This window comes from Streptacidiphilus sp. BW17 (genome assembly GCF_041262485.1).
GTDB lineage: Bacteria > Actinomycetota > Actinomycetes > Streptomycetales > Streptomycetaceae > Streptacidiphilus.
On sequence record NZ_JBGCCR010000008.1, the window covers coordinates 14,741 to 41,070 of the forward strand.

Consider the following 26,330-nt stretch of genomic DNA (forward strand, 5'->3'; position numbering starts at 1 on the left):
CGTGCCTAACCTGCGTCACATGGACGACTTCGACTTCCTGCACGGCTCCTGGGACGTGGCCAACCGCCGTCTCACCACACCACTCGGCGACGCCGACGCGGACATCTGGGAGGAGTTCCCCGGTCACTCGGTGATCCAGCCCCTGTTCGGAGGGGCCGGCAACATCGACGAGATCACCTTCCCCACCCTGGGCCGTCAGGGCGTGTCCCTACGGCTCTTCGACCGCGAAACGAAGCAGTGGTCGATCCACTGGTCCGACAGCAGGACCGGCCGGCTGGACCCGCCGGTGGTCGGCGGCTTCACCGGTGACCGTGGCGACTTCTACGGAGATGACACCTACGACAGCCGCCCGATCCGGGTGCACTTCACCTGGCAGCGCCTCGGCCCGGACACCGCCCGCTGGGAGCAGGAGTTCTCCGCCGACGGGGGCCGCACCTGGGAGCTCAACTGGACCATGGACTTCACCCGCACCCGCACCCGTACCTGGCGGCCCGGCGCATGAACATCGTCGAACTCCGGCAGTACACCCTGCATCCCGGCGCGCGGGAGACGCTGATCGAGCTCTTCGAGCGCGAGTTCGTGACCGGCCAGCAGGCGGTCGGCATCACCGTGGGCGGGCGCTTCCGCGACCTGGACGACCCGGACCGCTTCGTCTGGCTGCGCGCTTTTCCGAACATGGCACACCGTCGGCGCTCGCTGGAGGCGTTCTACACCGGCCCGGTCTGGCGCGAGCACCGCGACGCGGCCAACGCCACCATGGTCGACAGCGACGACGTCCTGCTGCTGCGCGGCCCGGGCTTCACGCCGACGCCCGGCACGCGTGAAGTCCTTACCACCGTCTGCCACCCCGGGGTCGTGGCCGACTTCGACGCGTACGCCGCGCGGCACCTGGGCCCCCGGCATGCGCTGCACCGCACCGAGCACACCGAGAACGACTATCCGCTCCTGCCGGTCCGCGCGGGAGAGGACGTCCGTGTCTGGTTCGGCCCGGCCGAGCCGCCGCCTCCCTGGCCGGTCCGGCGACTGCGGCTGGAACCTGTGGCCCCGTGACGCCGTGACGCCTGACGCCGTGACGCGACGTCAGTCCTCCCTACGCCGCAGCAGGTAGCTGTCCATGATCCAGCCCTTGGCCTCGCGGGCCTCCTGGCGCAGGCGGGAGATCTCCTCGGCGGTCTCGGCGAGCGGGCCGGAGACCAGGATCTCGTCCGGGGTGCCGAGGTAGGCGCCGTAGTGGATGTGGACGCCCTCGGGATCGATCCTGCTGAACGCCGCCTTCCCGTCCAGCATCACCACGGCGTCCTCCGCACCGGGCGGGAAGCCGTCGGCGGCCAGGCGGCGGGCGGTGGTGATGCGCACCGGGCGGCCGACCCGGGTCAGCGTGGTGCGGTGGCGTGCCGCGAGCACCGAGGGGCTGCTGATGCCGGGGATGACGTCGTAGCTGAAGGCGGTGGGGTCCTGCTCCAGGATCTCGTCGAGGACGGCGGAGACGCTGTCGTAGAGGGCAGGATCGCCCCAGGCCAGCAGCGCGCCCGTGCCGTCCGGGCCGATGTGCTCGGCGATCAGGCCCGCCACCAGCTCGGCCCGGCGCCGCCGCCAGTCGTGGACCGCCTCCCGGTACGCGGGGGTGCTGCGGTCGCGCTCGGCGTCCGGGACCTGGACGAGCCTGTGGCCGGGGCGTCCGTGCTCCTCGATCATGCGCAGGCGCAGCTGGACGAGCTCCTGCCGCTGGTCGTTCTTGTCGAGGAGGAGGAAGACGTCGGTCCGGGCGAACGCCTTGACCGCCTGGAGGGTGAGGTGGTCGGGGTCGCCCGCGCCGATGCCGATGACGTTGATGTGCCGCATGGGGATGATTCTTCCGGATCGGTTCCGGCGACCGTACGCTGAGGTCAGGGCGGGGTCGTCCGGGTCAGGTGAGTTGCGGACGAGCCAGACGCGCCAGCCATGCCAGCGCGGCCGCGACGTCCGCTGCCACCGGCACGCCCGCAGGCGCGGGCGGTCGTTGGACCACGACGACGGGCAGGCTGAGTTCCCGCGCCGCCGTCAGTTTCGGGGCCGTGGCCGCGCCACCGCTGTCCTTCGTGACCAGCACGCCGATCCGGTGGTGCCGCAGCAGCGCCCGTTCGCCGTCGAGGGTGAACGGGCCGCGGTCCAGCACCACGTCGACGCCCGGCGGGAGCGGTGGCTCGGGTGGATCGACCGAGCGGATCAGGAACCGGAGCCGGTCCAGCGCGGGCAGCCGGTCGGGGCCGGTGAACGGGGCCAGGTCCTTGCGACCGGTGGTGAGGAAGACCCGGCTGCCCGACTCCGCGCTGTCCAACTCCGGTAGCAGGGCCGCGGCTTGGGACACCGAGGCGACCAGGTGCCAGCGGTCGCCCGCGACCTGCTGCCAGCCCGGGCGGCGCAGCACGAGCAGCGGCACGCCGGTCCCGGCCGCGGCCTGGGCGGCGTTGGCGCTGATCCCGGCGGCAAAGGGATGCGTGGCGTCCACCACAGCCGACACCCGCTCGGCGCGCAGCCAGGCGGCCAGACCGTCCGCGCCGCCGAACCCGCCGACGCGCACGCCCCCGTCCGGCAGCGCCGGTTGCTCCACGCGGCCTGCCAGCGATGTGGTGACCCGTAGGGCGGCAGACCATGCCGCAAGCTCCGTTGCCAGCAGCCGGGCCTCGGTCGTGCCGCCCAGGATCAGCACATGACGGAGTGCATGACGGAATGTATGACGCAGCTCATGACTGGACATCAGCTTTCGCTGGCATCTGCGGAGTTGACGCCGTCGAAGGCGGCGAGGATCTGCTCGGCGGCTAGGGTCGCCGTCAACTCGCCCGCCCGGACCTGGGCTTCCAGGTCCGGAGTGAGCGCACGGACACCCGGATGCGCCTTCAGCCGGCCGAGCAGCTCGTCGCGGACCATGGACCAGGCCCAGTCGACCTGCTGCGAACGGCGCTTGGCGGTGAGCCGACCCGTGGACTCCAGTAGCGTGCGGTGCTGCTCCAGCCGCTCCCAGACCGTGTCGAGCCCGGTGGACTCCCGCGCGCTGCAGTGCAGGACCGGCGGGGTCCACGCAGCGTCGGCGGGATGCATCAGCCGCAGCGCGCCCGCCAGTTCGCGGGCGGCGGCGCGGGCGTCGCGCTCGTGCGGGCCGTCGGCCTTGTTGACGGCGAGGACGTCGGCCAGCTCCAGCACGCCCTTCTTGATGCCCTGAAGCTGGTCGCCGGTTCGGGCGAGGGTGAGCAGCAGGAAGGAGTCGACCATGTCCGCGACGGCGGTCTCCGACTGGCCCACGCCGACGGTCTCGACCAGGATCACGTCGTAACCCGCGGCCTCCATCACCACCATGGACTCGCGCGTCGCCTTGGCCACCCCGCCGAGCGTCCCGGCGCTGGGGGAGGGGCGGACGAACGCGGCCGGGTCCACCGCCAGCCGCTCCATCCGCGTCTTGTCGCCGAGGATGGAGCCGCCGGTCCGGGTCGAGGACGGGTCGACGGCCAGCACCGCGACCCGGTGGCCCAGGCCGGTCAGCATGGTGCCGAAGGCGTCGATGAACGTGGACTTGCCCACGCCGGGCACGCCGCTGATGCCGATCCGCCGGGCCTTGCCGGAGTACGGAAGCAGCTCCGTCAGGAACTGCTGCGCCAGGGCCCGGTGGTCGGGACGGGTGGACTCGACGAGCGTGACGGCGCGGGCGACGAACGCCCGCTTCCCGTCGAGCACACCCTTGATGTAGGCGTCCAGATCGATGCGCATCCGCTGATCCGCGACTACAGGTCCGCGTGACCGAGCGAGGCGCCGAGGCGCTGCACCAGGTCGTAGGCCGCGTCCGGGATTACCGTGCCGGGCGGGAAGACCGCCGCCGCGCCCATGTCGAGCAGCGTCGGGACGTCGTGCGGCGGGATGACGCCGCCGACGACGATCATGATGTCCTCGCGGCCCTCGGCCGCCAGCTCCTCGCGCAGCGCGGGAACCAGTGTCAGGTGGCCGGCGGCCAGCGAGGAGACGCCGACGATGTGCACGTCCGCCTCGACGGCCTGACGGGCCACCTCGGCCGGGGTCTGGAACAGCGGGCCCACGTCGACCGTGAAGCCGAGGTCGGCGAAGGCCGTCGCGATCACCTTCTGGCCGCGGTCGTGCCCGTCCTGGCCCATCTTGGCCACCAGGATGCGCGGACGGCGCCCCTCGGCCTCCTCGAAGGAGTCGACCAGGGCACGGGTGCGGCCGAGCGACGGGGACTCGCCTGCTTCGTTGCGGTACACACCCGCGATGGTACGGATCTGGCTGGTGTGCCGCCCGTACACCTTCTCCAGGGCGTCGGAGATCTCGCCGACGGTCGCCTTGGCGCGGGCCGCGTTCACGGCCAGCGCGAGGAGGTTGTTGTCCAGGCCCGATCCGGAATCCGAGCCCGAACCGCGCTCGGCCGCAGCGGTCAGCGCGCGCAGCGCGTCCTGCGTCGCCGTCTCGTCGCGCTCCTCCCGCAGCCGCCGGAGTTTGGCGATCTGCTGGGCGCGCACCGAGGAGTTGTCGACCTGGAGCACGTCGATCTGCTCGTCGCTCTCGACCCGGTACTTGTTGACGCCGATGACCGGCTGGCGACCGGAGTCGATCCGGGCCTGGGTGCGGGCCGCCGCCTCCTCGATCCGGAGCTTGGGGATGCCCGCGTCGATGGCCTTCGCCATGCCGCCGGCCGCCTCGACCTCCTGGATGTGCTGCCAGGCGCGCCGGGCCAGGTCGTAGGTCAGCCGCTCGACGTAGGCGCTGCCGCCCCACGGGTCGATGACGCGGCAGGTCCCCGACTCCTGCTGCAGCAGCAGCTGGGTGTTGCGGGCGATGCGGGCGGAGAAGTCGGTCGGCAGGGCCAGCGCCTCGTCCAGCGCGTTGGTGTGCAGCGACTGGGTGTGCCCCTGGGTCGCGGCCATGGCCTCGACGCAGGTCCGGGTGACGTTGTTGAAGACGTCCTGCGCGGTGAGCGACCAGCCGGAGGTCTGCGAATGGGTGCGCAGCGACAGCGACTTGGCGTTCTTGGGGTCGAACTGCTTGACCAGCTTGGCCCAGAGCAGCCGGGCCGCGCGCATCTTGGCGATCTCCATGAAGAAGTTCATGCCGATCGCCCAGAAGAACGAGAGCCGCGGCGCGAAGGTGTCCACGTCCAGGCCCACGGCCTGACCCGCCCTCAGGTACTCCACACCGTCCGCGAGCGTGTACGCCAGCTCCAGGTCGGCCGTCGCTCCGGCCTCCTGGATGTGGTAGCCGGAGATGGAGATGGAGTTGTAGCGCGGCATCTTCTGAGAGGTGTACGCGAAGATGTCGGAGATGATCCGCATCGAGGGCTTCGGCGGATAGATGTAGGTGTTGCGGACCATGAACTCCTTGAGGATGTCGTTCTGGATGGTCCCCGCCAGCTTCTCGGGCGGCACCCCCTGCTCCTCGGCCGCCACGATGTAGAGGGCGAGAACGGGCAGCACGGCACCGTTCATGGTCATCGACACCGTCATCTTGTCCAACGGGATCCCGTCGAACAGCTGGCGCATGTCGTAGATCGAGTCGATCGCGACGCCCGCCATGCCGACGTCGCCGGTGACGCGCGGGTGGTCGCTGTCGTAGCCGCGGTGGGTCGGCAGGTCGAAGGCGACCGACAGGCCCTTCTGACCGGCCGCCAGATTGCGGCGGTAGAAGGCGTTGGACTCCTCGGCGGTGGAGAACCCGGCGTACTGCCGGATCGTCCACGGCTGGTTGACGTACATCGTCGGGTACGGGCCGCGCAGGTACGGCGCGACGCCCGGGTAGGTGCCGAGGAAGTCCAGGCCCTCAAGGTCCTGGCCGGTGTAGAGCGGCTTGACGGAGATGCCCTCGGGCGTCTCCCAGAGCAGGTCGCCGACGCTGCTGCCGGTGGCCTCCTTGACCGCCGCGCGCCACTGCTCCTCGGTGGCCCCGGCCGGTGCACCGGCACCGAGGTCGACGTGCGAGAAGTCGGGAATCTGCGTCACGCCGGGGCTCCCATGAGGTCGAGGGCGGAGGAAAGGACGGCCGGCGCGTCGCAACCGGCGAAGACGTAGGCGTCGACCTGCGCGTACTCGGCGGGCCGACCGGCGAGGTACACACGCGTGGCGCCTGCGGTGCGGAGCGCCTCGGCGACGGCCTCGGCCTGCTCCGCGTAGAGCTCGTCGCTGGAGCAGAGGCACGCGACGGTCGCGCCGCTGGCGGCGAACGCCGAGCCGACGGTGGTGGCGTCCACGGACACCGGGTCGTGCACGGGCTCGATGCCGCCCGCCTGGAACAGGTTGGACGCGAAGGTCGCGCGCGGGGTGTGCGCCGCCGCCGGGCCGAGCGCGGCGAGGAAGACCCGGGGGCGCGCGCCGGTCGCCGCGAGCTGCGCGTCCGAACGCGCCCGCAGCGCCTCGTACGCCTCGTCGCGGCGGACCCGGGGGAGGCCCTTGCCGTCGCCCGTGTGGCGGGCCAGGGGGCGGATCCGGTCCGCTGCGGCCTCCTCGCGGACGACGGGCGTCTCGGCGAGGTTCGGGAACTCGCTGACGCCGGTGATCGGCTCCTTGCGACGGGCGAGCTTCTTGCCGCGTGCCGCCCAGGTGGCCGCGATCCGGTCGGCCACCATGCCGGAACGCAGCGCCGCCTCCTGGCCGCCCGCACGCTCCAGCTCCTGGAAGAACGCCCAAGCGGCGTGGGCGAGTTCGTCGGTCAGCTGCTCCACGTACCAGGAGCCGCCCGCCGGGTCGGTGACCCGGCCCAGGTGGGACTCCTCCAGCAGGATCGACGAGGTGTTGCGGGCGATCCGGCGGGCGAACGCGTCCGGCAGCCCGAGCTCGTGGTCGAACGGCAGCACGGTCACCGCGTCGGCACCGGCGACCCCGGCCGCGAGGCAGGCGATGGTGGTGCGCAGCATGTTCACGTACGGGTCACGCCGGGTCATCATCACCGGCGAGGTGACGGCGTGCTGCACCTGGGCAGCGGCGCCGGTGGCCGCACCGGCCCCGCTCGCCTCTGCGCCGGCCCCGCTCGCCTCCGCGACCCGGGCCCAAAGGCGCCGCGCCGCACGGAACTTGGCCACCGTCAGGAACTGGTCCGCGGTGGCCGCGTAGCGGAACTCCAGCTGGCGGCAGGCCGCGTCGACGGAGAGTCCGGCCTCGGTCAGCAGCCGCAGGTAGGCGACGCCGGTGGCCAGCGAGCAGCCGAGCTCCTCGGCGGCCGAGGCGCCGGCCTCGTGGTACGGCAGCGCGTCCACGGTCAGTGCGCGCATCCCCGGGTAGCGGTCGGCGCAGAGCTTGGCCAGCTCGACGGCGTCGGCGGTGTCCGACTCGGCAACCGGCTCGCCGGTCCGGGCGGAGAGGCCGATCGGGTCGGCGCCGAGCGTGCCGCGGACGACGTCGGGCGCGACGCCCTTGGCGTCGTAGATCCGCAGCAGCTCGCGTGCGGCGGCGCCGGTCTCGGCGCCCGCGTCGAGCGCGACCGGCGCGAGGTCGAGGTAGACGCCGTCCAGGGCACGGGCCAGGTCGGTGACGGGCACACCCGATCCGCCCACGGCCAGCCAGAGGGAGGTGACGCCGTTCTCCAGATCGGCGAGCACGGCCTCGTTGCAGCGGTCGGCCTCCGGCCGCTCGTGTCGCTGACGTACGTCCCAGCCGGTCGAGGCCGGTGCGGCGCCACGGAGGTACGGTGCGAAGCCGGGGAAGCCGGTCGTGCCGTCCGCGGTGTTCCCCGCCGTGTACAGGGGAGCGACGACGAGGCCGTCCTCCAGGGCGGTCGCGAGGGCCTCCTCGGCAGCCGCGCCCGACACGTCCTTCCCCGACTTGCGCAGTACACCGGCTACCAGGCTCTGCCACTGGTCTCGGGTGGCGTCGGGGAATTCGGCAGCGAGCGAGAGCCCGTCATCAGGCACGACTGTCATGCAAAGGATGCTAGAGCAGCCAGCTTGAGGTTCAGCAGAGCGAACGGTTGTGATGTATCCCTCTCCGCACCTGCATGTCAGGGGGTGAGGACGAGCGAGCCCTCCGGGTGCGGATGCCTCCCGGTGACCAGGTACACCACGCGCCCGGCGAGCGACGCGGCATGGTCCGCGTACCGCTCGTAGTAGCGGGCGGTCAGGGCGGCGTCGACGGCCGTCTCGATGCCGTGCGGCCAGTCGGCCTCCCCGAGCCGCGCGAAGACCGCGCGGTGCAGCTGGTGACCCGCCCCCACATCACCGGCCTCTGGTCCCAGGCCGGCTCCGTCGCCCGGTTCGAGCCCTCCGGCGCCCACGTCGAGGAGGCGGACGGGCCACATCGGCACGAGGAGATCGCGCGGCAGCAGGAGTTGGTCTTCATCGGCACCGGCCTCCAGCACGACGCGCTCCGCCGTGAGTTGTACGCCTGCCTGCTCTCCGACGACGAGCTGGCCGGTGACGAGACCGCCTGGCGTGCCTTCGACGACCCGTTCCCGGCCTGGGACAACGTCTGCGAGGTTCCAGTGGGTCGCTGACGCAGGTGCCCGCCCTTCGGGCGTGTTGGGGCGAAAGCTCGCATACAGGCACCCCCCGGCATGGCAGCGTGTCACCTGTTGATCACACCCTGTCCCGGAGGAGCCTGTCATGGCGAACGTCCCCGCCGACCTCATGTACACAGCCGACCACGAGTGGGTGCACGTCGAAAAGGACGGCACGGTGCGGGTCGGCATCACCGACTTCGCCCAGAACGCCCTCGGCGACATCGTGTTCCTGGAGCTGCCGCTGGAGGGGAGGTCCGTCCAGATCGGTGACGAGATCGGCACCATCGAGTCCGTGAAGTCGGTCTCCGAGCTCTACAGCCCGGTGGACGGTGAGGTGGTGGCGGTGAACCAGGACGTCGTCGACTCCCCCCGAGGGAGTCAACTCGGACCCCTACGACGCGTGGCTGGTCAGCATCAAGCTGGCGGCAGGCGCCAAGCTCGACGAGCTCCTCGACGCCGCCGCCTACGAGAAGTTGATCGGCTGACGGCCTGTTTTCCTTGCTGTTGTGCTGGGGCCGCCTGCGGTGCAGCCGGCCCCAGTCGAAAACGGTAAACGATCGACGGTGCGTGACCCAACAGCTAGTCTTTTGCGTGGACATGCAAAAGGTCTGAAGCCGACTCGTCGGCGTATGGCTCCGGGGGGATGCCAGGTTGATACGGATCAGTCTGTCGACGGACGACTTGGAGCGGCTGCAGGTCGCCGACGTGCCTGACTTCGGGTACGAGCTCGCCCTGGGCGGGGCTCAGTTGGCCTACCGGACTTCCGACCGGAGGCTGACGGCGTGGAAGCTGGAGGTCGCCCGGGGCTGGAACCCCGACCACAGCAGATTGTTCGACCTGTACACGAGCCTCTACATTCCGGCGTTCTTCGATCAGGTCGCCTGCGCGGCGCCGTCAGGGATCGACCCTGAGTCCCCGTCGGCTACCGCTCATCTGCGTGACCTGGCCCGATCCAGCGCCCTGACTCCGTTCACCCGCGAGCTCGCTGACGGCCGCTCGGGCGCGGTGAGCACGCTGAACCACATCCTCGCCACATTCCGTACCACGGCGCTGGACCCCTACCGCCGAAGGATCACCTCCGCCGTCGCCACCGCATCAGCCGACGCAAAAGTCCGCGCCGCGCTCGGTGGCATCGACGACATGCTGAACTCCTTGCACCCGTCGATTCGTTGGGACGGTCGGAGGCTGCGTCTGAACACCAACGTCGAGGCCGAAGAATCTCTCGAAGGGCGTCCCTTGATCCTCCAGCCGACGGCGTTGGCCACTCGCATCATGTTCGACCCGCTGGCTGACTCGGTGACGGTCATCTATCCCGCGGCGCCCGGTGTCATCACGCGCGACCCCGAGCTCCACGCTCCGGCCCCTGCCTTGGAGTCGCTCCTGGGAACGACAAGGGCAGCGGCACTCGTCGCCGTCGTCAGGACGCCGGCCGTGACCACCGGACGGCTCGCGGCGACACTCGGAGTATCGGCTGCAGCAGCCTCGCGACACGCCTCCGTCCTACGCGAGTCCGGCCTCATCGCCACCGTCCGCAACGGCCAGACGGTCCACCACGCCCCGACGCGACTCGGCACGGACCTGGTGCACGGAGCAGGTCTCAGCTGACCGACGTCAGGTGTCTCCCCGTCAGGACGGTCTAGCGGGCCGTTGAGCAGCTCGGCGCTGACAGCGCCCGTCCGCGTGAGCCGCACGCGGCTACTCCAGCCGGGTGGTGCACCTCGTCGCGACTCCGGACACGCCCGCCGGACCCTGACGCCGCGCGGCACCCCCGGTACCGTCGGCCCATGACGGAGCAGGGCGAGCGGCAGGCACGGTTCGAACGCGGAATGGCACTCCTCGAAGAGGTCAGCGGGGGGCAGGGGCAGCTCTTCGTCGACTCGATGGCCGACGTCTCACCCGAGCTGGCCCACCAGGCGGTGGCCTGGGGGTACGCGGAGATCTACGGCCGACCCCAGTTGGCGCCGCGCGACCGCCAGTTGCTCACCCTCGGCATGCTCACCGCGCTGGGCGGCTGCGAGCCCGAGCTGCGCATGCACATCGGCACGTCGCTCAACGTCGGCCTCACGCCGGTCGAGATCGTCGAGGCGCTGCTGCAGTCCGCCGGATACTGCGGCTTCCCCCGCGCGATCAATGCCACCAAGGTCGCCAAGGAGGTGTTCGCCGAACGCGGCCTGTTGCCGGTCGAGGGAACAGGCCGGGCGCAACACTAGCGGCTATCAGTACGGGGTCTCGGAGCAGATGGACTTCGACCAGGGCGAGACGCCGTGCGAGTTGACGGCACGGAGCCAGATGCAGATGTTGTCGCCGGAGACCTGGCTGCTGATCGTGTAGCTGGAGCCGCCGGTGGGGATGACGGTGTCCGTCTTGTCGTTGGCGTTGCCGGCGCCGTCGTTGGTGTAGTGGATGTCGTAGCTGGTCGCGTCGGAGACCGTGTTCCACTGGATGAGGATCGGGAAGCGGCAGCTGCCGAAGCAACTGCCCTGGAAGTAGGCGCTCCAGTTCGTCACCGTGCCTGGTGCGGAGCCGGTCGGCGGGCGCGTCGACCCGCCGCTGGAGCCTCCGTTGGAGCCGCCGGAGGAGCCTCCGCCCGTGCCGCCTGAGTTGCCCCCGGAACTGGTGCCCCCTGAGCTGGTACCCCCCGAGCTGGTGCCACCGCTCGTCCCCGCCGACGCACTGCCGGTCGAGCCGGAGCCGGAGGTCGAGCTCGACTTCGCGGTCGGGCTCGTGCCCGCCGACGCCGACGCGTGCGAGGACGGCGAGCCCGAGCCTGAACCGCTCGCCGACGGCGAGGCGGAGCGGGGGGAGGTGGTCGTCGCCGGGACCGTGGTGACCGAGGTCCCGGAGTGTCCGCCCGTTGCGTTGCTGGAGGGGGAGAGGGTCCCCGGCAGCAGCGCCACCGCGACGATCGCACCCACAGCAAGGAGGATCGGGACGACGGTGTACATCAGGCGCCTGCGGCGTCGAGGCCGCTCGGGTGGCGGCCCTTCGCTGAGCAGGACCGGGGAGACGACGCTCTGCCCCGTCGGCGAGCTGGCTGGCGCGGCGCCTCCCGCACCCGGTGCCGGCACCGCGTCAGCCGGAGCCGCCCCCGCGCCCGCCGCAGCCGCCTCGGCAGGAGCCGCGATCGCGGGCACCTCGGTGCGGGCGAAGGCCGACCGCCGGGCCAGGATGCTCATGACCTCCGACGGCCAACCGGGCTTCGGCGCACCGCACTTCTGCTTGCCGAGCTCGTGCAGCCGCTCCGCACTGGGCCGGGCCAGCGGGTTCTTGTCGAGGCAGGCAGCGACGACCTCCCCGAGCTCGGCGTTCAGCGCGCGGACCCGGGTCAGGTCGGGCTCGGTGTGGACGATGCGGTAGAGCAGGTCCACGCCCGAGCCGTCGCCGAACGGCGGTTCCCCGGCCGCCGCGTAGGCAAGCATCGCGCCGAGTGCCCACACGTCCGTGGCGCCGGTGAGGTTCTTGGCCGCGTTGGCCTGCTCCGGGGACATGTAGGCGGGGGTGCCCATCATCACGCCGGTGCGGGTCAGTCGGCTCTGGTCGGCCGCGCGTGCCACCCCGAAGTCGATGAGCGTGACGCCCTGCTCGGTGAGCATCACGTTCGACGGCTTGAGGTCCCGGTGCACCATGTCCTGCGCGTGGACGGCCTTGAGGCCGGCCGCCGCCTCGCGCAGCAGCAGCCACAGCATCGGGACCGAGAGCGGACCGCCGTGCAGGTCCAGCGTCTGAGCCAGCGTCATGCCGGGGATGTACGCGGTGGCGAACCACGGCGGACGGCCCCCGCGGTCGCTGGCCAGTAGCGCGGCGCTCACGTCCTTCGGGAGCCTGGCCAGGTTGTCCAGCTCGTGGCCGAAGTGCCGCAGGAAGTCCCCGTCCTCGGCGAAGGCAGGCAACACCTGCTTGATCGCGGCGTATCTGCCGTCGACCACACCCAGGTAGACCCGGCCCATGCCGCCGGAACCGAGCCGCCCCAGCAGTGGGATCGACCCCACCCTGCGCGGGTCCTCGTCCCCGAGTGGTGTGGCCCCGCTCCCCGCAAGGTCGAACCCGTAAGGCTCGTTCGACCCGTTCCCCGTTTCAGCCACGCAGTGTGCTCACAATCCCGGAATGTCAACTGTCCTCGTAGGCCTCGCGAGTCTACGAGAAGATCAGCGACAGATCCGCATGCAGTGATCGGTGCGGCCGGTTCTCCATCGTCCCCACATATCTGACGCAGCGTCAAGAATGGTTCACTGCGTGCTTGCCGGTGACGTGCCTGCCTACCGACGTGCCTGCCCGTCTGCCACGACTGTTGACGTGTCGTCAGGAGACTGCGGGATCCACCGCGAAGAGGGTGAGACCGTACGGCTCGGACGAGACGACCTGCACGTCGCCGCGTAGGTCGGACGGCAGCGCGGCGGCGGGGACGCCGATCCACCGCACGTGGTAGCGGCGCAGCGTCGCCAGCCGCTGGGCGTGGAGGGTGGCGGGATTGAAGAAGGCCCAGGTGGCGTCGGAACGCGCGGTGCTGTCCCTGAGGAACACGTCCATGTACGCGGGCGCGACGGTGGGCATGCCGTGCGCCGGCGCGACGCGGAACATGTAGTAGTCCTCGGTCATCAGCGTCCCTGTGGCGGCCGTGGTCTGCGCCGACGGGAAGTGCCAGGTCGACGCGTCCCAGAGGGCGACGACGTGGACGCCCGCGTCCGTCAGCGGCGCCCGCAGACCGGGCAGCGCGAAGACGAGTGCGCCCGCCTGCGTCCACAGCCCGACCGCCGCAGCGGCTGCGGTGACCGCGAGCGCGGCCCGGCGCAGCCGCCGCGTGAGCCCGGAGCCAGGGGCTGTCCGAGCCGTCGCCGACCGGGTGGGCAGCAGCTCGTAGGCGAGGGCGAGCTGCGCGGAGAGCATGACGGCGGGCAGGATCCGGCCCATCGCCCACTCGTGGGTGAGCCCACCGGCGACGAAGACGCCAAGTGAGGAGAGGAAGAGCAGCACCAGCGGATCCAGCCGGTCCCGGCGGAACCGCAGCGCGAGCGCCGGAACGCCGAGCAGCGCCAGTCCGTAGTGCCGCCCCATGGCCAGGTAGAGCGGCTGGTGGATCCTGTTGAGCGCGTCGGCGCTGCCGCCGAGCGCCCAGAAGTCGTAGTACGGCCAGACGCTCACCACCACCGCGCAGACGGTGACGGCTCCCGCCGCGTGCCCGAGAAGCCGCAGCCGGTCCTGCCGGGTGCGGGCCTGACGCCACAGCGGGCCGCAGGCCATGGCGGCCAGGCCGAGCCCGGCGGCGAGCCCGGTGAACTGATGGATCAGCAGGATGACGCCGAGACAGGCGCCCATTCCGGACAGCCAGAGCCCCGGCCGCGCACCCCCGTCGCGCATGGTCCGGCGACGGCACCAGGCCCACAGGTTGAGCGTCAGCGCCAGCGCCGCCGTGCTGGGGTAACCGACGCCCAGCGCCAGCGAGTTGAGCGAGGGGAAGCCGCTCCAGTCGAAGAGCTGCCAGCCCCACAACCCGACCAGCAGCGCCAGAGCCAGCGCGGGGGCGAGGACGTGGTCGGTGAAGCAGCGGGTCAGCCGCACGACGCCGATCGCCAGAACGAGGACGAAGCAGGCGGCGCTGATGCTGACGACCGCGTGCGCGGAGAGGCCGGTGACCCGGCCGAGCAGTCCCTGGGGGATCGTCAGCGGCGAGTAGTAGGGGCTCGAATCGGTCGTTCCGGTCAGCGGGTCGACCGGGTTCCATGGCGACGCGGCGGCCCGCAGCGCCGTCGCCAGGTGCACGCCGAGGTCACCGTCCCAGGGCAGGCGGATGCAGACGGGCAGCCCGAGCAGGAACACGCCCACGACCAGCAGTGCGTCCCCTCGGGCCTGCCTGAGGGAGGTCCCGCGTGTCCGGGGACGGCGGCCCGCGTCGCTTCCGGTTACGCCTGTGGTCGGGGGTACCGAGCCGGTGACTGACGTCGTCATGTGGGGGACACTCCGCCGCGATCCGATCAAGGGGACACGGCAGCTTGGCACACCTACCTGTGGGCCTTCCACGGGGAGCCGACCTCGGGCTTTCCAGTGCGTGAACTCCGCGAACTCGGCGAACTCCATGGACTCTGTGAGCTCCGCCAACTCCGCGAACTCCGCGCGCGTCAGGACGTCAGGAGTGGGGGCCGCTGCGGCCGAGGGTCTTCTCCGGAGTCGCACCTGGGCGGGTCCACTGCGGCACGGGCCGGCTGGTCGGGCCCCAGTCGGCGGTGCCGTCGGCGTCGGACCGCCAGTACCAGCAGGAGTGGTGTCCCTCGGGCCAGCCCTCGGGCTTGTCCTCCCACGTCTCACCGCGGCCGTAGGGGGTCATGTCGAGCAGGCCGAAGGACCCGTTGGCCGGCTCGTTGCCCCGGCCGGTCGTGGAGTAGGTGAGGAACGCACGGTCGCCGTCGCGCAGGAAACACGTCAGGTAGCCCATGTCCCCGCCGACCGGCTCCGGCAGACCGCGCACCGAGTGCCAGGGCTGGGTGTAGCCCATGAACTCGGTGAAGGCGGCCACCTCGTCCCACCGGCCCGTGGTCAGGACCGCGAACGAGACGCCGCGTTCGTTGAGGTAGACGGCATCCGGGATGTGCCAGGCGGCGTTGGTGCAGCCCTCGCACTGCCCTTGGTGGGGTGCGCTGTCGTACCACATGTGCTTGTACACGATGAGCTCGTCACGCCCCTGGAACAGGTCCAGGAACGGGATCGGACCGTCGGGCCCGACGACCTCGACCGTGCCGTCGAACTCCACCATCGGCAGTCGTCGGCGCGCTGCGGCGATGGCGTCGCCCGCGTGGGTGTGGGCCTTCTCGCGGAGCAACAGCTCGCCCCGGGCGGCCCGCCAGGTGGCCAGGTCGACGACGGGCGGACGGCCGGGTGTGTTCCCGGCGCGCGGCGGGTTCGGTGGTGTGTCCGGTGTGTCCGGCGTGTTCGGTGCGGACGTCATGGTGTCCTCCGTGGTGAACGGATCCCCGACCCGGCCCAGCCTGCCCGTTCCCCTACCGCAAGACAACGGGACACGCTCACCCGCCCTGCGCCCGCACGATCGGGCGACGCGGTGCGTGCCGACCGTGACCCGGGTCACTCCCGTGCATGTCACAGGGGGCCGGGCTATTCCGTCTTAGGGGGTGTAGGCACCGACGAGCACGAGGAGCACCCATGGAACCGCGTCTCAACTTCCTCGCCCAGCCGACCGCGGGCAAGGCCCTCAAGCACCTCATGACGGCGGGCGCGTCGCTGCGCGAGTCGGCGCTCCCGGCCGCCACCCAGGAGCTGGTGTCGCTGCGCGTCAGCCAGATCAACGGCTGTGCCGCCTGCATCGACATGCACACCAAGGTGGCCACCGCCGCCGGCGAGACCGCGCTGCGTCTGCACCTGGTCGCCGCCTGGCGCGAGGCGACCGTCTTCACCGAGCCCGAGCGCGCCGCGCTGGCCCTTGCGGAGCAGGGGACACGTACTGCGGACGCGGGCGAGGGCGTCAGCGACGAGGTGTGGGAGCAGGCGGCCAAGCACTACGACGAGGAGCAGCTCACGGCCCTGGTGCTGCTGGTCGGCTTCATGAACCTGGCCAACCGGATGAACATCATCACCCGCCAGCCCGCGGGCGACTACCAGGCCGGACAGTTGCACTGATCCACTTGCACCCAGGCGGCATCGGATGAAGGATCCCGCCCAGGGGAGAGGAGTCGCTGTGGAAAGCGCGGACAGGGTCAAGGAGTTCGAGGAGCTGCGACCGCTGCTCTTCTCGATCTCCTACCGGATTCTCGGCAGCGTGGGGGAGGCCGAGGACGCGGTGCAGGAGACCTGGCTGCGCTTCGACGCCTCGACCACCCGGCCCACCTCGACCAAGGCCTACCTCTCGGCCGCCGTCACGCGGATCTCGATCGACGTCCTGCGGTCGGCGCGCGTCCGGCGTGAGGAGTACGTCGGGCCGTGGTTCCCCGAGCCGCTGCTCGCCGACCCGTACGAGGACCCGGAACGCGCGGTGGAGTTGGCGGACTCGCTGCCGATGGCGGCGCTGGTCCTACTGGAGCGGCTCAGTCCGCTGGAGCGCGCGGTCTTCGTGCTCCGGGACGTGTTCGGCTTCGAGTTCCCGGAGATCGCCTCGGCGGTCGAGCGCTCGGAGGCCGCGTGCCGCCAACTCCTGGTGCGGGCCCGGCGCCACATGCAGGCCGGGACGCCGCGCTTCGAGGCGAACCGGACGGAACGTCAGCAGCTCGCCGCCCGCTTTTTCGACGCGCTGAAGGACGGTGACGTGGGCGGACTGCAGCAGCTGCTGGCCGCCGACGTGCAGCTGGTCGGGGACAGTGGCGGCAAGGCACCCCGCCTGGCCAGGGTGGTCCTGGGCGCTTCGAGCGTGGCCCGACTGCTGGGCTCGGTCTACCCCGCGCTGCTCCGCATCGACGTGACCTGCGAGCTCCACGAGCTCAACGGCCAGCCCGGCGCGATCCTCCACGACCGCGACGGCAGGGTGCTCCAGACGCTGGTCCTCGACGTCGCCGACGGCCGGATCCAGGCCATCCGCGCGGTCGTCAACCCCGACAAGCTCGCCCACCTCGGCCCGGTCGCCGACGCCTGGGCGGTCGACCGCGAGTTCCGCGAGTCCCGCCGCTCCGCGCGCTGAGCACGCGTCCGTTCCACCCATCCGTTCAACTCATCTCTTCAGCTGATCCGCTCGGCGATGGTCCGGGCGCACGCGAGCGGCTCGCTGGAGGTGCTGTCCACGACCAGGTCGTAGTCGACGCCCTGGTGTGCTCAACGGCTCCCGCAACATCGCCCACCGGGCCGATGCTGCGTGGCAGCGGGGCAAAGTCAACAGCCCCAGCACCGTCAGGCGACACGCCTAGCACAGTGCCGGACGCAGGCGACCTGCTGCAGCCAGCCGTGAGTACGACTTGCAATCAAAGCTCCGGGATCGGGCGACACGCTCGGTCCTCAGGGCCGAGAAGTTGACCCGCTTCCTCCGGCAGCGCGCTGGCGAGACCCGTGGGCTTCCGCACCCGCGCCCGGGCTCGCGGGTCCCGGGCAAGCGGTCAGGCCTCGAGTAGCGCTGTCCGTCAGGCGCGGTGGGTGACACGGCCGTTGGACATGGCGAGCGCCACCGGCGTCTCCGCCAGCTCGTCGGCGGGGGTGTTGAGCGGGTCGAGGGCGAAGGCGGTGAGGTCGGCGCGCAGGCCCGGGGAGATGCGGCCGGTGCGCTCGGCTTCGCCCGCCGCGAGGGCGGCGTGAGTGGTGAAGCCCTCCAGCGCCATCGTCGCGGTGAGCGCCTGCTCGGGCATGACGGGTGCGGTGTCGGTCCCGGCGTGGCGTCGGAGTTGGGCGTAGGCGAGGACCTCGCGGGCGTCGAAGTGGGCGATCGGCCAGTCGGAGCCGAGGGCCAGCACCGCGCCCGTGTCGCGGAGGGTGCGGCAGATCCAGGCGCGGTCGGCGCGCTCGGCGCCGACGCGGGTGGACCACTCGTCGGTGTGGTCGGCGCGCGTGTAGGCGGAGTGGGTGGGCTGCATCGAGGCGATCACGCCCAACTCGCCAAAACGCCGTGCCTGTTCCTTGGAGAGCGTCTCGATGTGCTCGATGCGATGGCGCATCCGGCCGCCGGGGCCGATGGAGGCGACGGTGTCCAGAACATGGCGCACACCCGCGTCGCCGATGGCGTGGGTGGCGGTGCGGACCCCGGCGGCATGGAGGCGGTGCACGGCGCTGGTGTACTCGGCCGGGTCCAGCCAGAGCGCGCGACTGTTCTGGCCGTGGCAGTCCGGGTGCTCCAGCCACGCGGAGCCGCCCTCGACCGTGCCGTCCATGAAGAACTTCACGCCGCCGACCAGCCAGTTGCGTCCGGCGGTGCCCTGGAGATCGGCCAGCGCGTCGAGGCCCTCCGCCGAGATCCCGGGGTTGCACCAGGGCGCGAGCCGCAGGCGCAGCGGAAGGTCGTGTTCCTTCTCGACGGCCCGCAGCAGGTCGACCACGTCGCCCTCGGCGTCCATCACATGAGCGCCGGTCAGGCCGGTGGCGGCCATCGAGCTCAGCAGGGCGTGGAGGGCGTCGCGGCGCTCGGCGAAGGGACGGCGCGGCAGGACGGCGGTGACCAGGTCCATCGCCGCCATCTCGATCAGGTGGCCGGTGGGCGAGCCGTCCGCGTCGCAGACGACGGTGGACCGCTGGGCGAAGGCGACCGGTCCGGTGATCCCGGCGGCGCGCAGCGCAGCGCCGGTGACCAGGGCGGAGTGGCCGTCGTAGAGGCGGATGAACGCGGGGGTGTCCGGACCGAGGACGGATTCCAGGACCTCGCGGTGGACGGGCCGGCCGGCGAAGACGTTGTGGTCGAGCCCCCAGCCGTGGACCCATCCGTCGACGCGCTCGGCATCGGCCAGCGCGCCGCGCAGCTGGTCGAGGTCGCGGACCGCGCTGAGATCCGTCCCGGAGGCGAGGTCGATGCCGAACACCGGGTGGCTGTGGCTGTCGACCAGGCCGGGGAAGAGGGTTGCGGCACCGAGGTCGAGCACCTCCGTCCCTGCCCCGCGCCAGTCGCGTACGTCGTCCGCGTCGCCGACGGCCGTGATCAGGCCGTCCCGGACGGCCACGGCGGTGGCATGCGGACGGTCCGGGTCGAGGGTGTGGACCTGGGCCGCGACGACGATCACTTCTGGCGCGAGGGACATCGATGCTTCCTTGTTCGGGTGGATCGAGAGGAGGGACAGACAGGAGGAGAGACAGACAGGAGGAGAAGCAGACGAGCGGAGAGACAGAGGAGGGGTGTGCTCAGGACGAGATCGGCAGCGCGGCGTTCTCGGAGGTGCCAGGCGCATCCGGTCGGGCAGGCTCGGCGGCGAACTCCGCGTATACGCGCGGCTTTGCGGCGCGAAGCCGGAGCGCGTACCCGACGCCGGCCAGGAAGACCAGCGGGACCAGCACCACCAGCACCGTGTTGACCGTGTCGGACGCCCCGGTCAGCAGCCCGACATGAGCGACGACCAGGTAGAGCGCGGCCCCGAGCAGCAGCGTGGCGAGCGAGGGTGCGACGACGGTGCGCAGCACGCCCTCGTCGTGGTGGATGCGACGGAAGTAGCAGGGCACGGCGACAGCCGCGAGCAACTGCAGAGCGACCAGCGCGAGCAGGCCCGGCGTGTTCACCCACAGCAGCAGCTGCGTGTAGGGGTCCGCACCCGCCGCCGCGAAGGCGACGACCACGACGACGCCCAGCACCGTCTGCGCGACGCCGGCGACCCACGGGCTGCGGTGCCGGACGTGGATGCGGCCCAACTGCCTTGGGAGCACGCCCTCCTCGGCCATGGCGAGGGCGTAGCGGTTGGTCGCGTTGTGGAAGGCCAGCAGCGAGGCGAACAGGCTGGTGACGATCAGGACGTGCATCACGTCGGCGGCCCACGGGCCGACGTAGGTCGCGGTCGCGGAGAAGAAGAGGCCGGTCGGGTCCTTGGCCGCGGCGGCGACGACCTGCTGGTCGCCGAAGGCCTGGATCACCACCCACACGACGAACGCGTAGAAGAGGCCGAGGAACGCCACGGCGATGTAGGTGGCGCGGGGGATGGTCCGGTCCGGGTTCCGCGCCTCGCGGCGGTAGATGACGGTGGACTCGAAGCCGGTGAACGCGGCGAAGGCCATGGCCAGCATGCCGGGCATGCCTGCGGCCGTCAGGTTGGCCGGAGCGAAGGAGCTCGCGCTCAGCCCGTGCGCGCCGCCCTGCACCAGCACCGCGCCGGCCAGCAGCACCAGGATCGCGACCTCGGCGAGCAGCAGGACGCCCAGCACCTTGGCGCCGAACTCGATCGAGCGGAAACCGCCGAACCAGATGACGGCGAGCCCGGCCAGGGAGATCACCGGCCAGGGGACGTTCCAGCCGAACAGGGTCTGGAGCGTGTCGTGCGTGGCCGAGCCGAGCAGCCCGTAGACGCCGATGTTCATGGCCAGGTAGCCGAGCAGGGCGAGCAGCGCGGCGCCGAATCCGGCCGGCCGGCCGAGCCCGCGGGTGATGTACGCGTAGAACCCGCCGCCGTGGCGGACATGGCGGCTCATGGTCATGAAGCCCACGGCGAAGACGGCCAGGGTGCCTCCGGCGAGCAGATAGCCGGCGGGCGCGCCGATGCCGCCGATGAGAAGGGCGAGCGGTGCGACGCCGGCCATCACCGTGAGGGGTGCGGCGGCGGAGACGACGAAGAAGGCGATGTCGGCGGTGCCGAGGGTGTTGGTGCGCAGGGTGGGGGCGGGCGCGTCCGCTCTTCGGGCGTGGGGCTCGGTCATGCGCAGGTGCCTTTCACGGCCGGCCGGGGTCCGGGACCACGGCGACTTCTCCATAAACCTAAAGCTTGATGGTTTCGGTACCGTAGCCCTGTCTTCACCGTTTGGGAAGGCCTGGTTCCGCGGCCGCGGGCAGACGATCGCCGCGCTGCGGCGAGCGTTGCGACCGTGCGCTGCGACCGCGCGTTGCGGCCGTGCGCAGCGACCACGCGCGGATGACGTGTGAGAGGGGTGCGATGGGACGGCCCAGCAAGGCCCTGCTCGACCGCGAGCGCATCGGCGCCACCGCCTTGGCGCTGGTCGACGCCCACGGCGACTTCAGCGTTCCGCAGATCGCCAAGCGGCTCGGGGTGCAGACCGCGTCGGTCTACCACCACGTCGAAGGCCGGGCCGGGATCATCGAACTGCTGCGGGTGCGGCTGGCGGCGGGGATGGACGCGTCCGCGCTCGACCTGCGTCCGTGGGACCGCGCGCTGGAGGCCTGGGCTCGCTCCTATCGCGCCGCGTTCGCCGCGCACCCGCGCGCGATCCCGATGCTGGCGGCGGCCCGGGTGGCCGCGCCCGAGGCCCTGGCGCAGTACGACCGGTGCGCCGCAGCGCTGCTGGAGGCGGGGTTCCCGGAGGGGACGGTGATGCCGCTGATCACCGCGCTGGACAACATCGTGCTGGGCTCGGCGCTCGACCTGACCGCTCCGGAGACCATGTGGGAGACCGCCCCCGACGGCTCCACCCCGTCGCTGGCGCGGGCGCTCGCCGCCGCCGGGGGCGCGGAGGGTGGCCATCGCGCCGACGCCGCGTTCGAGTTGGCCTTGACGGCCTTCCTCGCCCACTGCCGCACCCTCCTCACCGCGCCCCGGCCGGACGGCCCCGCCGCGAAGCCCTGACGGTCAGTTGCCGTTGCGTCAGTCCCGGTGCGCGATTTCTTCACCAAATCCACCCCTGAGCTGCGTGGATGGTGCGGGCTCCCGGCACGCCGGCCGAACAGGAGTGTCATATCCGGCTCGCTGTACCGGTATCGAGTGCCATGGGCTTCCTGTGACCCGGCTCTGAGCTGGCCGTTCGTCTTCCCGGAAGACTTCGTGGGCGATCCGCTGCATCGTGCGGTCCGCGTCCAGGGCGCGGCGTTTCCGACTGCGGGCCGATGTCGCCCGCTGACGCGCCGACAGCCGGATCAACCTGCGGTGCTTCGGCATTGGCGTCCCCTCAGGGGACGGACTGGAATGCGGAATCGTCCATATGATGTGATGGGCGGGTCATTCCTTCTGATTGCTTCTGATGCGCAAGCTGCTGCGCTGAACTGTGGGGTTACGTGTCCACACTGAACGCCCCTGCGGCTCTGGCTGCTGCCGCCGCTGTAGTTGCGGTCCTCCTGCTGCTGACCCTCCTGGTGGTGCAACTGCGCACCCGCAGAGCCCGTCGCCGTGGTCAGGCCGCCCGTAACGCGGCCATGGACAAGATGCGGCGGGCCTACGACGACCTGGACCGGGCGTACGCGCAGCTGCAGGAAAACAACGTGCGGCTCGTCCAGGAGCTCGACGACGCCTCCGAGGAGCTCCACCGCAGCCGGACCCAGGGCGGCGAGGTGCTGGCCAACCTGGCGCTGCGCTCCCTGGTCCTGGTGGAACGCCAGCTCGGCAACCTGGAGGGGCTGGAGGAGCGCGAGTCGGACTCCGTCCGGCTGGAGCAGCTCTACCAACTCGACCACCTCGCCACCCGGATGCGCCGCAACAGCGAGAACATGCTGTTGCTCGCCAGCGGCAGCGACCAGCAGCGCCCCGGTCGCCCCGGCGCGCCCGCCCAGTTGCTGGACGTCCTGCGCGCCGCCCTCTCCGAGATCGAGCGCTTCGAGCGCGTGCACCTGACGGCGCTTCCGCCGGTCCTGGTCCGCGGTGAGGTCGCCGACGACCTCAGCCACGTCTTCGCCGAACTGCTGGACAACGGCACCGCGTTCTCCCCGCCCACCGAGGCGGTCACGGTCACCGCCTGGCACCTGGACAGCGGCGAGGTGATGGTCTCCGTCGGCGACCGCGGCATCGGCATGACCGACACGATGCTGCGTCAGGTCAACCGCACCCTCGCCGAGCAGGGCGACGGTCACGAGATCGGCCACGGCAGCGGCCGCTCCCTCGGGCTGCGCGTCGTCACGCTGCTGGCACGCCGTCTCGGCCTGCGGATCCAGCTGCGCACCAGCGCCAGCGGAGACGGGACCACGGCCCTGGTCGCCCTGCCCGCCGGGCTGTTGGCCGACCCCGCCGAGACGCACCAGCAGGCCGTGACGGGAGGGATGGAGCACATCCCGCCCGGACGCCCGCTCCCGGAGGACGCCCACACCCAGGCCGCCACCTACCGACAGGGAGGCCCGATGCTCGCCGCCGTCCCCAACGCCCGACACGGCCAGGGGGCCGGCTTCTCCGGTGGCACCACCGGCGGGGTCGGCGCCGCAGGATCCATGGGCGGGTCCAGGTCTGCCGGTCCTGCCGGCACGTCCGCCGCGCCGAGCACGACCACGACGTCCCCCAACGGACTGCCCAAGCGCGTCCCCGGCGAGAGCGGACAGGTGGCGCAGGCCAACGAACCGAGCGGCGAGGTGGGTACTCGTCCTCCCCGGGACGCCGGCTCCGCAGCCGAAGAGCTCCGACGCCGCCTCGGCGGCTTCCAGAACGGACTGCGCGAGGCCGCAGCCCCGCGCGAGGAGGACGACAAGGCATGACCCAGGCGACCCCGCAGCAGCGTTTGCGCTGGCTGCTCGGTGATGTGCTGGTCAGCACACCCGGCCTGCGTGCGCTGGCCCTGGTCTCGACGGACGGCCTGCCCCTCGTGGCCGTCGACGAGCACTGCCCCGTGGAGGAGCTGGCGACCTTCGTCGCCGGGATCAACGGACTGGCGAGCGGGCTGACCCACCTCCTCCAACTCGGCCGGCTCAAGCGGACCGTGGTCACGCTGGACGAAGGCACGGTGATCCTCATGTCCGTCGACGAGACCGCCTGCCTGGCCGCCTACACCTCACGGGACTGCGACCTGAGCGTCGTGGCCTTCCAGATGGCCCGGTTGGTCGACCAGGCCGGCCATGTCCTGACCGCGCACGTCCGTACCGAGGTCCAGGAGGCGATCCGGTGACTGTCCCCGCGCGCTCGCTCCGCGTGCGCCCCTACGCGCTGACCGGGGGCCGAACCCGTTTCGGCCAGGTGCTGCTCGTCGAGACACTCATCTCGGCCGTCGAGCAGAGACCGGTCCAGCCCGCGTGGCAGGCGCAGCCGACCGCCTCCGCCATGCCCGAGCTGGAGCGGATCTGCGCTCTGTGCGAGGGTCAGATGCGCTCCATCGCCGAGGTGTCCGCGCTGCTGAAGCTGCCGCTCGGCGTCGTCCGCGTCTGGGTCAGCGACCTGGTGGACGCCGGGCGCATCCGCGTCCACGGCTCCTCGGTCAGCATGGGCTCCGGCAACTCGCCGATCGGCGTTCCCAACCGTCCCAACCGCGTGGTGCTCGAAAGAATTCTCGGAGGCCTTCGTGACCTGGCCTGACACCCGGTCGGACGCCGCCCCGCCCGGCGGCGTTCCCGGTCCCGGCGCGCCCGGCGTCTCCTACGCGGCCGTCGCCACGCCCGGCATCCCGCTGACCGAGCTTGCGGTGACCTCCGCCAAGATCGTGATCGCGGGCGGTTTCGGGGTCGGCAAGACCACGATGGTGGGTTCGGTCTCCGAGATCACCCCGCTGCGCACCGAGGCGATCATGACCGACGCGGGCAGCGGGACCGACGAACTGGCTCCCGGCAGTGAGAAGACCACCACCACGGTGGCCATGGACTTCGGCCGCCTGCACATCGCCGACGACCTGATCCTCTACCTCTTCGGCGCCCCGGGCCAGCGACGCTTCTGGTTCATGTGGGACGACCTCGCCCGTGGCGCGGTCGGCGCGGTGGTCCTGGTCGACACCCGTCGGCTGGCTGAAGCCTTCCCCGCGGTCGACTACTTCGAGAGCAGCGGCCTGCCGTTCATCGTCGCCGTCAACGAGTTCGACGGCGCGCCGGTGTACGAGGAGAACGACGTCCGCGACGCGCTCACGCTCAACCCGGCAGTGCCGCTGCTGCGTTGCGACGCCCGGTCCCGCTCCTCCTCGGCGCGGACGCTGGCGGCCCTCGTCCAGCACACCCTGGCGACCACCGCGTACTGACGGTCCGTCAGTCCGTCCGGTCGTCCTTCACCAGCACAACCAGCACAACAGGAGCTCATCTTGGCGAGAATCCTCGTCGTCGGCGCCGGCCAGGCCGGACTGCAGCTTGCGCTCGGCGCGCAGAGCGAGGGCCACGACGTCACCGTGATGACCGACCGCACCCCCGACGAGGTGCGCGGCGGCCGGGTGATGTCCACCCAGTGCATGTTCCGTACCTCGCTCGCCATCGAGCGTGAACTCGGCGTCAACCTCTGGGAGGCGGAGGCCCCGAAGGCCCAGGGTCTCGGCGTCTCGGTGAGCGGCCCCGAGTCCGCCCGCGTCATCGACTGGGTCGGCCGTCTCGACGACTACGCCCAGTCCGTGGACCAGCGCGTCAAGATGCCCGGCTGGCTGGAGCTCTTCGCCCAGCGCGGCGGCAAGGTCGTCATCAACGGCGTCACCGTCTCCGACCTGGACTACCTGGTCCGCGGCTACGACCTGACCGTGGTCGCCGCGGGCAAGGGCGAGCTGGTGTCGATGTTCGCCCGCAACCCTGAGCGCTCCCCGTACAGCGTGCCGCAGCGCGCGCTCGCCGTCTCCTACGTGCACGGCCTCGGCCCGCGCCCGGAGCACGACTTCCCTGCGGTCCGCTGCAACCTGGTGCCGGGCGTCGGCGAACTGTTCGTCATACCCGCGCTCACCCACTCCGGCCCGTGCGACATCCTCTTCTGGGAGGGCATCCCCGGCGGACCGCTCGACGTCTTCGAGCCGGGTCTGGAGCCCGAGGAGCACCTCAACCGCACCCTCGACCTGATGCGCACCTACACCCCGTGGGAGTACGAGCGCACCCGGGGCGGCGTCGAGCTGACCGACTCGCGCGCCACCCTCGCCGGCCGCTACGCGCCGACCGTTCGCCGGGCCGTCGGCGAACTGCCCGGCGGCGGCGTGGTCCTGGGTGTGGCGGACGTCGTCGTCGCCAACGACCCGATCACGGGCCAGGGCTCCAACACCGCGTCCAAGTGCGCCGCCTCGTACCTGGCGTCGATCCGTGCCAACGGTGACGGTCCGTTCGACCGCGCCTTCATGGAGCAGGCCTTCGAGACGTTCTGGGCGGATGCCGCGAGCGACGTCACCGCGTGGACCAACGCGATGCTGGCCCCGCCGCCGGAGCACGTGCTGAACTTGATCGGCGCGGCGGGCCAGATCCCGGCCGTCGCCGACCGCTTCGCCAACGGCTTCGACAACCCGTCGGACTTCCCGAACTGGTTCTTCACCCCGGACGCGGCCTCGGCGTACCTCGCCTCCTTCGGCGGCTGAGTCCGCTCGCTGCGCTGCGCTGTGCTGCCTTGCGGCAGGCCCGGCTCGCCCCTGCCACAGCTGGGGGAGGGCCGGGCCTGCAGCTGTGTGCGGGGCCGGTGGCGGCCGGTGGGCCACGGGTGGCGACCCGGTATCGCGTCGGCGAGGCTGGAGACACCGGG

General features: G+C 71.5%; 24 protein-coding genes and 2 pseudogenes. 15 read left to right on the top strand and 11 right to left on the bottom strand.

The features are described from left to right. Nucleotides 1-19: 19 nt before the first annotated feature. On the top strand, nt 20-502 hold the full coding sequence (locus ABH940_RS12025; protein WP_370062456.1) for a hypothetical protein: 483 nt from the start codon (nt 20-22) through the stop codon (nt 500-502). After that, nucleotides 499-1,050, top strand: coding sequence for an NIPSNAP family protein (locus tag ABH940_RS12030; protein WP_370062458.1), 552 nt, complete (start codon nt 499-501; stop codon nt 1,048-1,050). The genes ABH940_RS12025 and ABH940_RS12030 overlap by 4 nt, the downstream gene beginning before the upstream one ends. 30 nt (nt 1,051-1,080) lie before the next feature. Here the strand turns inward: ABH940_RS12030 and cobF are convergent, their stop codons facing one another. From cobF to ABH940_RS12060, 6 genes and pseudogenes are all read right to left on the bottom strand, one after another. Further along, nucleotides 1,081-1,842: a precorrin-6A synthase (deacetylating) gene (cobF, locus tag ABH940_RS12035; protein ID WP_370062460.1), complete on the bottom strand. Its 762-nt coding sequence runs from the start codon at nt 1,840-1,842 to the stop codon at nt 1,081-1,083. Nucleotides 1,843-1,906: 64 nt separating this feature from the next. After that, nucleotides 1,907-2,737, bottom strand: coding sequence for a cobalt-precorrin-6A reductase (locus tag ABH940_RS12040; protein ID WP_370105216.1), 831 nt, complete (start codon nt 2,735-2,737; stop codon nt 1,907-1,909). Continuing rightward, complete coding sequence (gene meaB, locus ABH940_RS12045; RefSeq protein ID WP_370062464.1) at nt 2,737-3,741, bottom strand: methylmalonyl Co-A mutase-associated GTPase MeaB; 1,005 nt, start codon at nt 3,739-3,741, stop codon at nt 2,737-2,739. Before meaB ends, ABH940_RS12040 begins: the two co-directional genes overlap by 1 nt. A 14-nt stretch (nt 3,742-3,755) precedes the next feature. Continuing rightward, nucleotides 3,756-5,975 carry a methylmalonyl-CoA mutase gene (scpA, locus tag ABH940_RS12050; protein WP_370062466.1) on the bottom strand — a complete coding sequence of 740 codons (2,220 nt, stop codon included), beginning with the start codon at nt 5,973-5,975 and terminating at the stop codon, nt 3,756-3,758. Next, nucleotides 5,972-7,888, bottom strand: coding sequence for a methylmalonyl-CoA mutase family protein (locus ABH940_RS12055; protein ID WP_370105217.1), 1,917 nt, complete (start codon nt 7,886-7,888; stop codon nt 5,972-5,974). The genes scpA and ABH940_RS12055 overlap by 4 nt, the downstream gene beginning before the upstream one ends. Before the next feature lie 77 nt (nt 7,889-7,965). After that, a pseudogene (locus tag ABH940_RS12060) lies at nt 7,966-8,160 on the bottom strand (hypothetical protein); the annotation flags it as partial. 3 nt (nt 8,161-8,163) lie between these two features. On the opposite strand from ABH940_RS12060, the gene ABH940_RS12065 reads away from it, so the two are divergent. The 5 genes and pseudogenes from ABH940_RS12065 (at nt 8,164) to ABH940_RS12085 (ending at nt 10,673) form a co-directional block, all read left to right on the top strand. Further along, nucleotides 8,164-8,457, top strand: coding sequence for a GTP-binding protein (locus ABH940_RS12065; protein WP_370105218.1), 294 nt, complete (start codon nt 8,164-8,166; stop codon nt 8,455-8,457). A gap of 133 nt (nt 8,458-8,590) precedes the next feature. Beyond that, a pseudogene (locus ABH940_RS12070) lies at nt 8,591-8,776 on the top strand (glycine cleavage system protein H); the annotation flags it as partial. Nucleotides 8,777-8,882: 106 nt separating this feature from the next. Then, a complete protein-coding gene (locus tag ABH940_RS12075; RefSeq protein WP_370105338.1) occupies nt 8,883-8,948 on the top strand; it encodes a hypothetical protein in 66 nt (21 codons plus the stop codon). 166 nt (nt 8,949-9,114) lie between these two features. Continuing rightward, complete coding sequence (locus ABH940_RS12080) at nt 9,115-10,068, top strand: hypothetical protein (RefSeq protein WP_370105219.1); 954 nt, start codon at nt 9,115-9,117, stop codon at nt 10,066-10,068. 179 nt (nt 10,069-10,247) lie between these two features. Continuing rightward, the gene (locus ABH940_RS12085; RefSeq protein WP_370062474.1) at nt 10,248-10,673 is read left to right on the top strand and encodes a carboxymuconolactone decarboxylase family protein; all 426 of its coding nucleotides are present in this window, start codon (nt 10,248-10,250) and stop codon (nt 10,671-10,673) included. A gap of 6 nt (nt 10,674-10,679) precedes the next feature. Here ABH940_RS12085 and ABH940_RS12090 read toward each other — a convergent pair whose 3' ends face one another. The 3 genes from ABH940_RS12090 to ABH940_RS12100 all read right to left on the bottom strand — a co-directional run bounded on the left by ABH940_RS12090 (nt 10,680) and on the right by ABH940_RS12100 (nt 15,400). Then, the gene (locus ABH940_RS12090) at nt 10,680-12,452 is read right to left on the bottom strand and encodes a protein kinase (protein ID WP_370105220.1); all 1,773 of its coding nucleotides are present in this window, start codon (nt 12,450-12,452) and stop codon (nt 10,680-10,682) included. A 310-nt stretch (nt 12,453-12,762) separates the two neighbouring features. Beyond that, nucleotides 12,763-14,283, bottom strand: coding sequence for a hypothetical protein (locus ABH940_RS12095; RefSeq protein ID WP_370105221.1), 1,521 nt, complete (start codon nt 14,281-14,283; stop codon nt 12,763-12,765). Between the two features lie 301 nt (nt 14,284-14,584). Beyond that, complete coding sequence (locus ABH940_RS12100) at nt 14,585-15,400, bottom strand: DUF899 family protein (protein ID WP_370105222.1); 816 nt, start codon at nt 15,398-15,400, stop codon at nt 14,585-14,587. Between the two features lie 212 nt (nt 15,401-15,612). Here ABH940_RS12100 and ABH940_RS12105 point away from each other — a divergent pair, with 212 nt between their 5' ends. Beyond that, nucleotides 15,613-16,086, top strand: coding sequence for a carboxymuconolactone decarboxylase family protein (locus ABH940_RS12105; RefSeq protein ID WP_370062482.1), 474 nt, complete (start codon nt 15,613-15,615; stop codon nt 16,084-16,086). Nucleotides 16,087-16,144: 58 nt separating this feature from the next. Continuing rightward, nucleotides 16,145-17,077: an RNA polymerase sigma-70 factor gene (locus ABH940_RS12110; RefSeq protein WP_370105223.1), complete on the top strand. Its 933-nt coding sequence runs from the start codon at nt 16,145-16,147 to the stop codon at nt 17,075-17,077. A gap of 433 nt (nt 17,078-17,510) precedes the next feature. Here the strand turns inward: ABH940_RS12110 and ABH940_RS12115 are convergent, their stop codons facing one another. Beyond that, nucleotides 17,511-19,109: an amidohydrolase gene (locus tag ABH940_RS12115; protein ID WP_370105224.1), complete on the bottom strand. Its 1,599-nt coding sequence runs from the start codon at nt 19,107-19,109 to the stop codon at nt 17,511-17,513. A gap of 100 nt (nt 19,110-19,209) precedes the next feature. Beyond that, nucleotides 19,210-20,706 (bottom strand): APC family permease, encoded by a 1,497-nt coding sequence (locus ABH940_RS12120; protein WP_370062488.1) that lies wholly within the window; start codon nt 20,704-20,706, stop codon nt 19,210-19,212. Nucleotides 20,707-20,939: 233 nt separating this feature from the next. On the opposite strand from ABH940_RS12120, the gene ABH940_RS12125 reads away from it, so the two are divergent. From ABH940_RS12125 to ABH940_RS12150, 6 genes are all read left to right on the top strand, one after another. After that, the gene (locus ABH940_RS12125) at nt 20,940-21,587 is read left to right on the top strand and encodes a TetR/AcrR family transcriptional regulator (protein ID WP_370062490.1); all 648 of its coding nucleotides are present in this window, start codon (nt 20,940-20,942) and stop codon (nt 21,585-21,587) included. Between the two features lie 425 nt (nt 21,588-22,012). Then, nucleotides 22,013-23,413, top strand: a complete 1,401-nt coding sequence (locus tag ABH940_RS12130) for a sensor histidine kinase (RefSeq protein ID WP_370105225.1) — start codon at nt 22,013-22,015, stop codon at nt 23,411-23,413. Beyond that, nucleotides 23,410-23,820 carry a roadblock/LC7 domain-containing protein gene (locus tag ABH940_RS12135; RefSeq protein WP_370062494.1) on the top strand — a complete coding sequence of 137 codons (411 nt, stop codon included), beginning with the start codon at nt 23,410-23,412 and terminating at the stop codon, nt 23,818-23,820. Before ABH940_RS12130 ends, ABH940_RS12135 begins: the two co-directional genes overlap by 4 nt. After that, nucleotides 23,817-24,224, top strand: coding sequence for a DUF742 domain-containing protein (locus ABH940_RS12140; protein ID WP_370062496.1), 408 nt, complete (start codon nt 23,817-23,819; stop codon nt 24,222-24,224). Before ABH940_RS12135 ends, ABH940_RS12140 begins: the two co-directional genes overlap by 4 nt. An 85-nt stretch (nt 24,225-24,309) precedes the next feature. Continuing rightward, complete coding sequence (locus ABH940_RS12145) at nt 24,310-24,873, top strand: ATP/GTP-binding protein (RefSeq protein ID WP_370062985.1); 564 nt, start codon at nt 24,310-24,312, stop codon at nt 24,871-24,873. 60 nt (nt 24,874-24,933) lie between these two features. Next, nucleotides 24,934-26,169: a styrene monooxygenase/indole monooxygenase family protein gene (locus tag ABH940_RS12150; RefSeq protein ID WP_370062498.1), complete on the top strand. Its 1,236-nt coding sequence runs from the start codon at nt 24,934-24,936 to the stop codon at nt 26,167-26,169. Nucleotides 26,170-26,330: the final 161 nt, after the last annotated feature.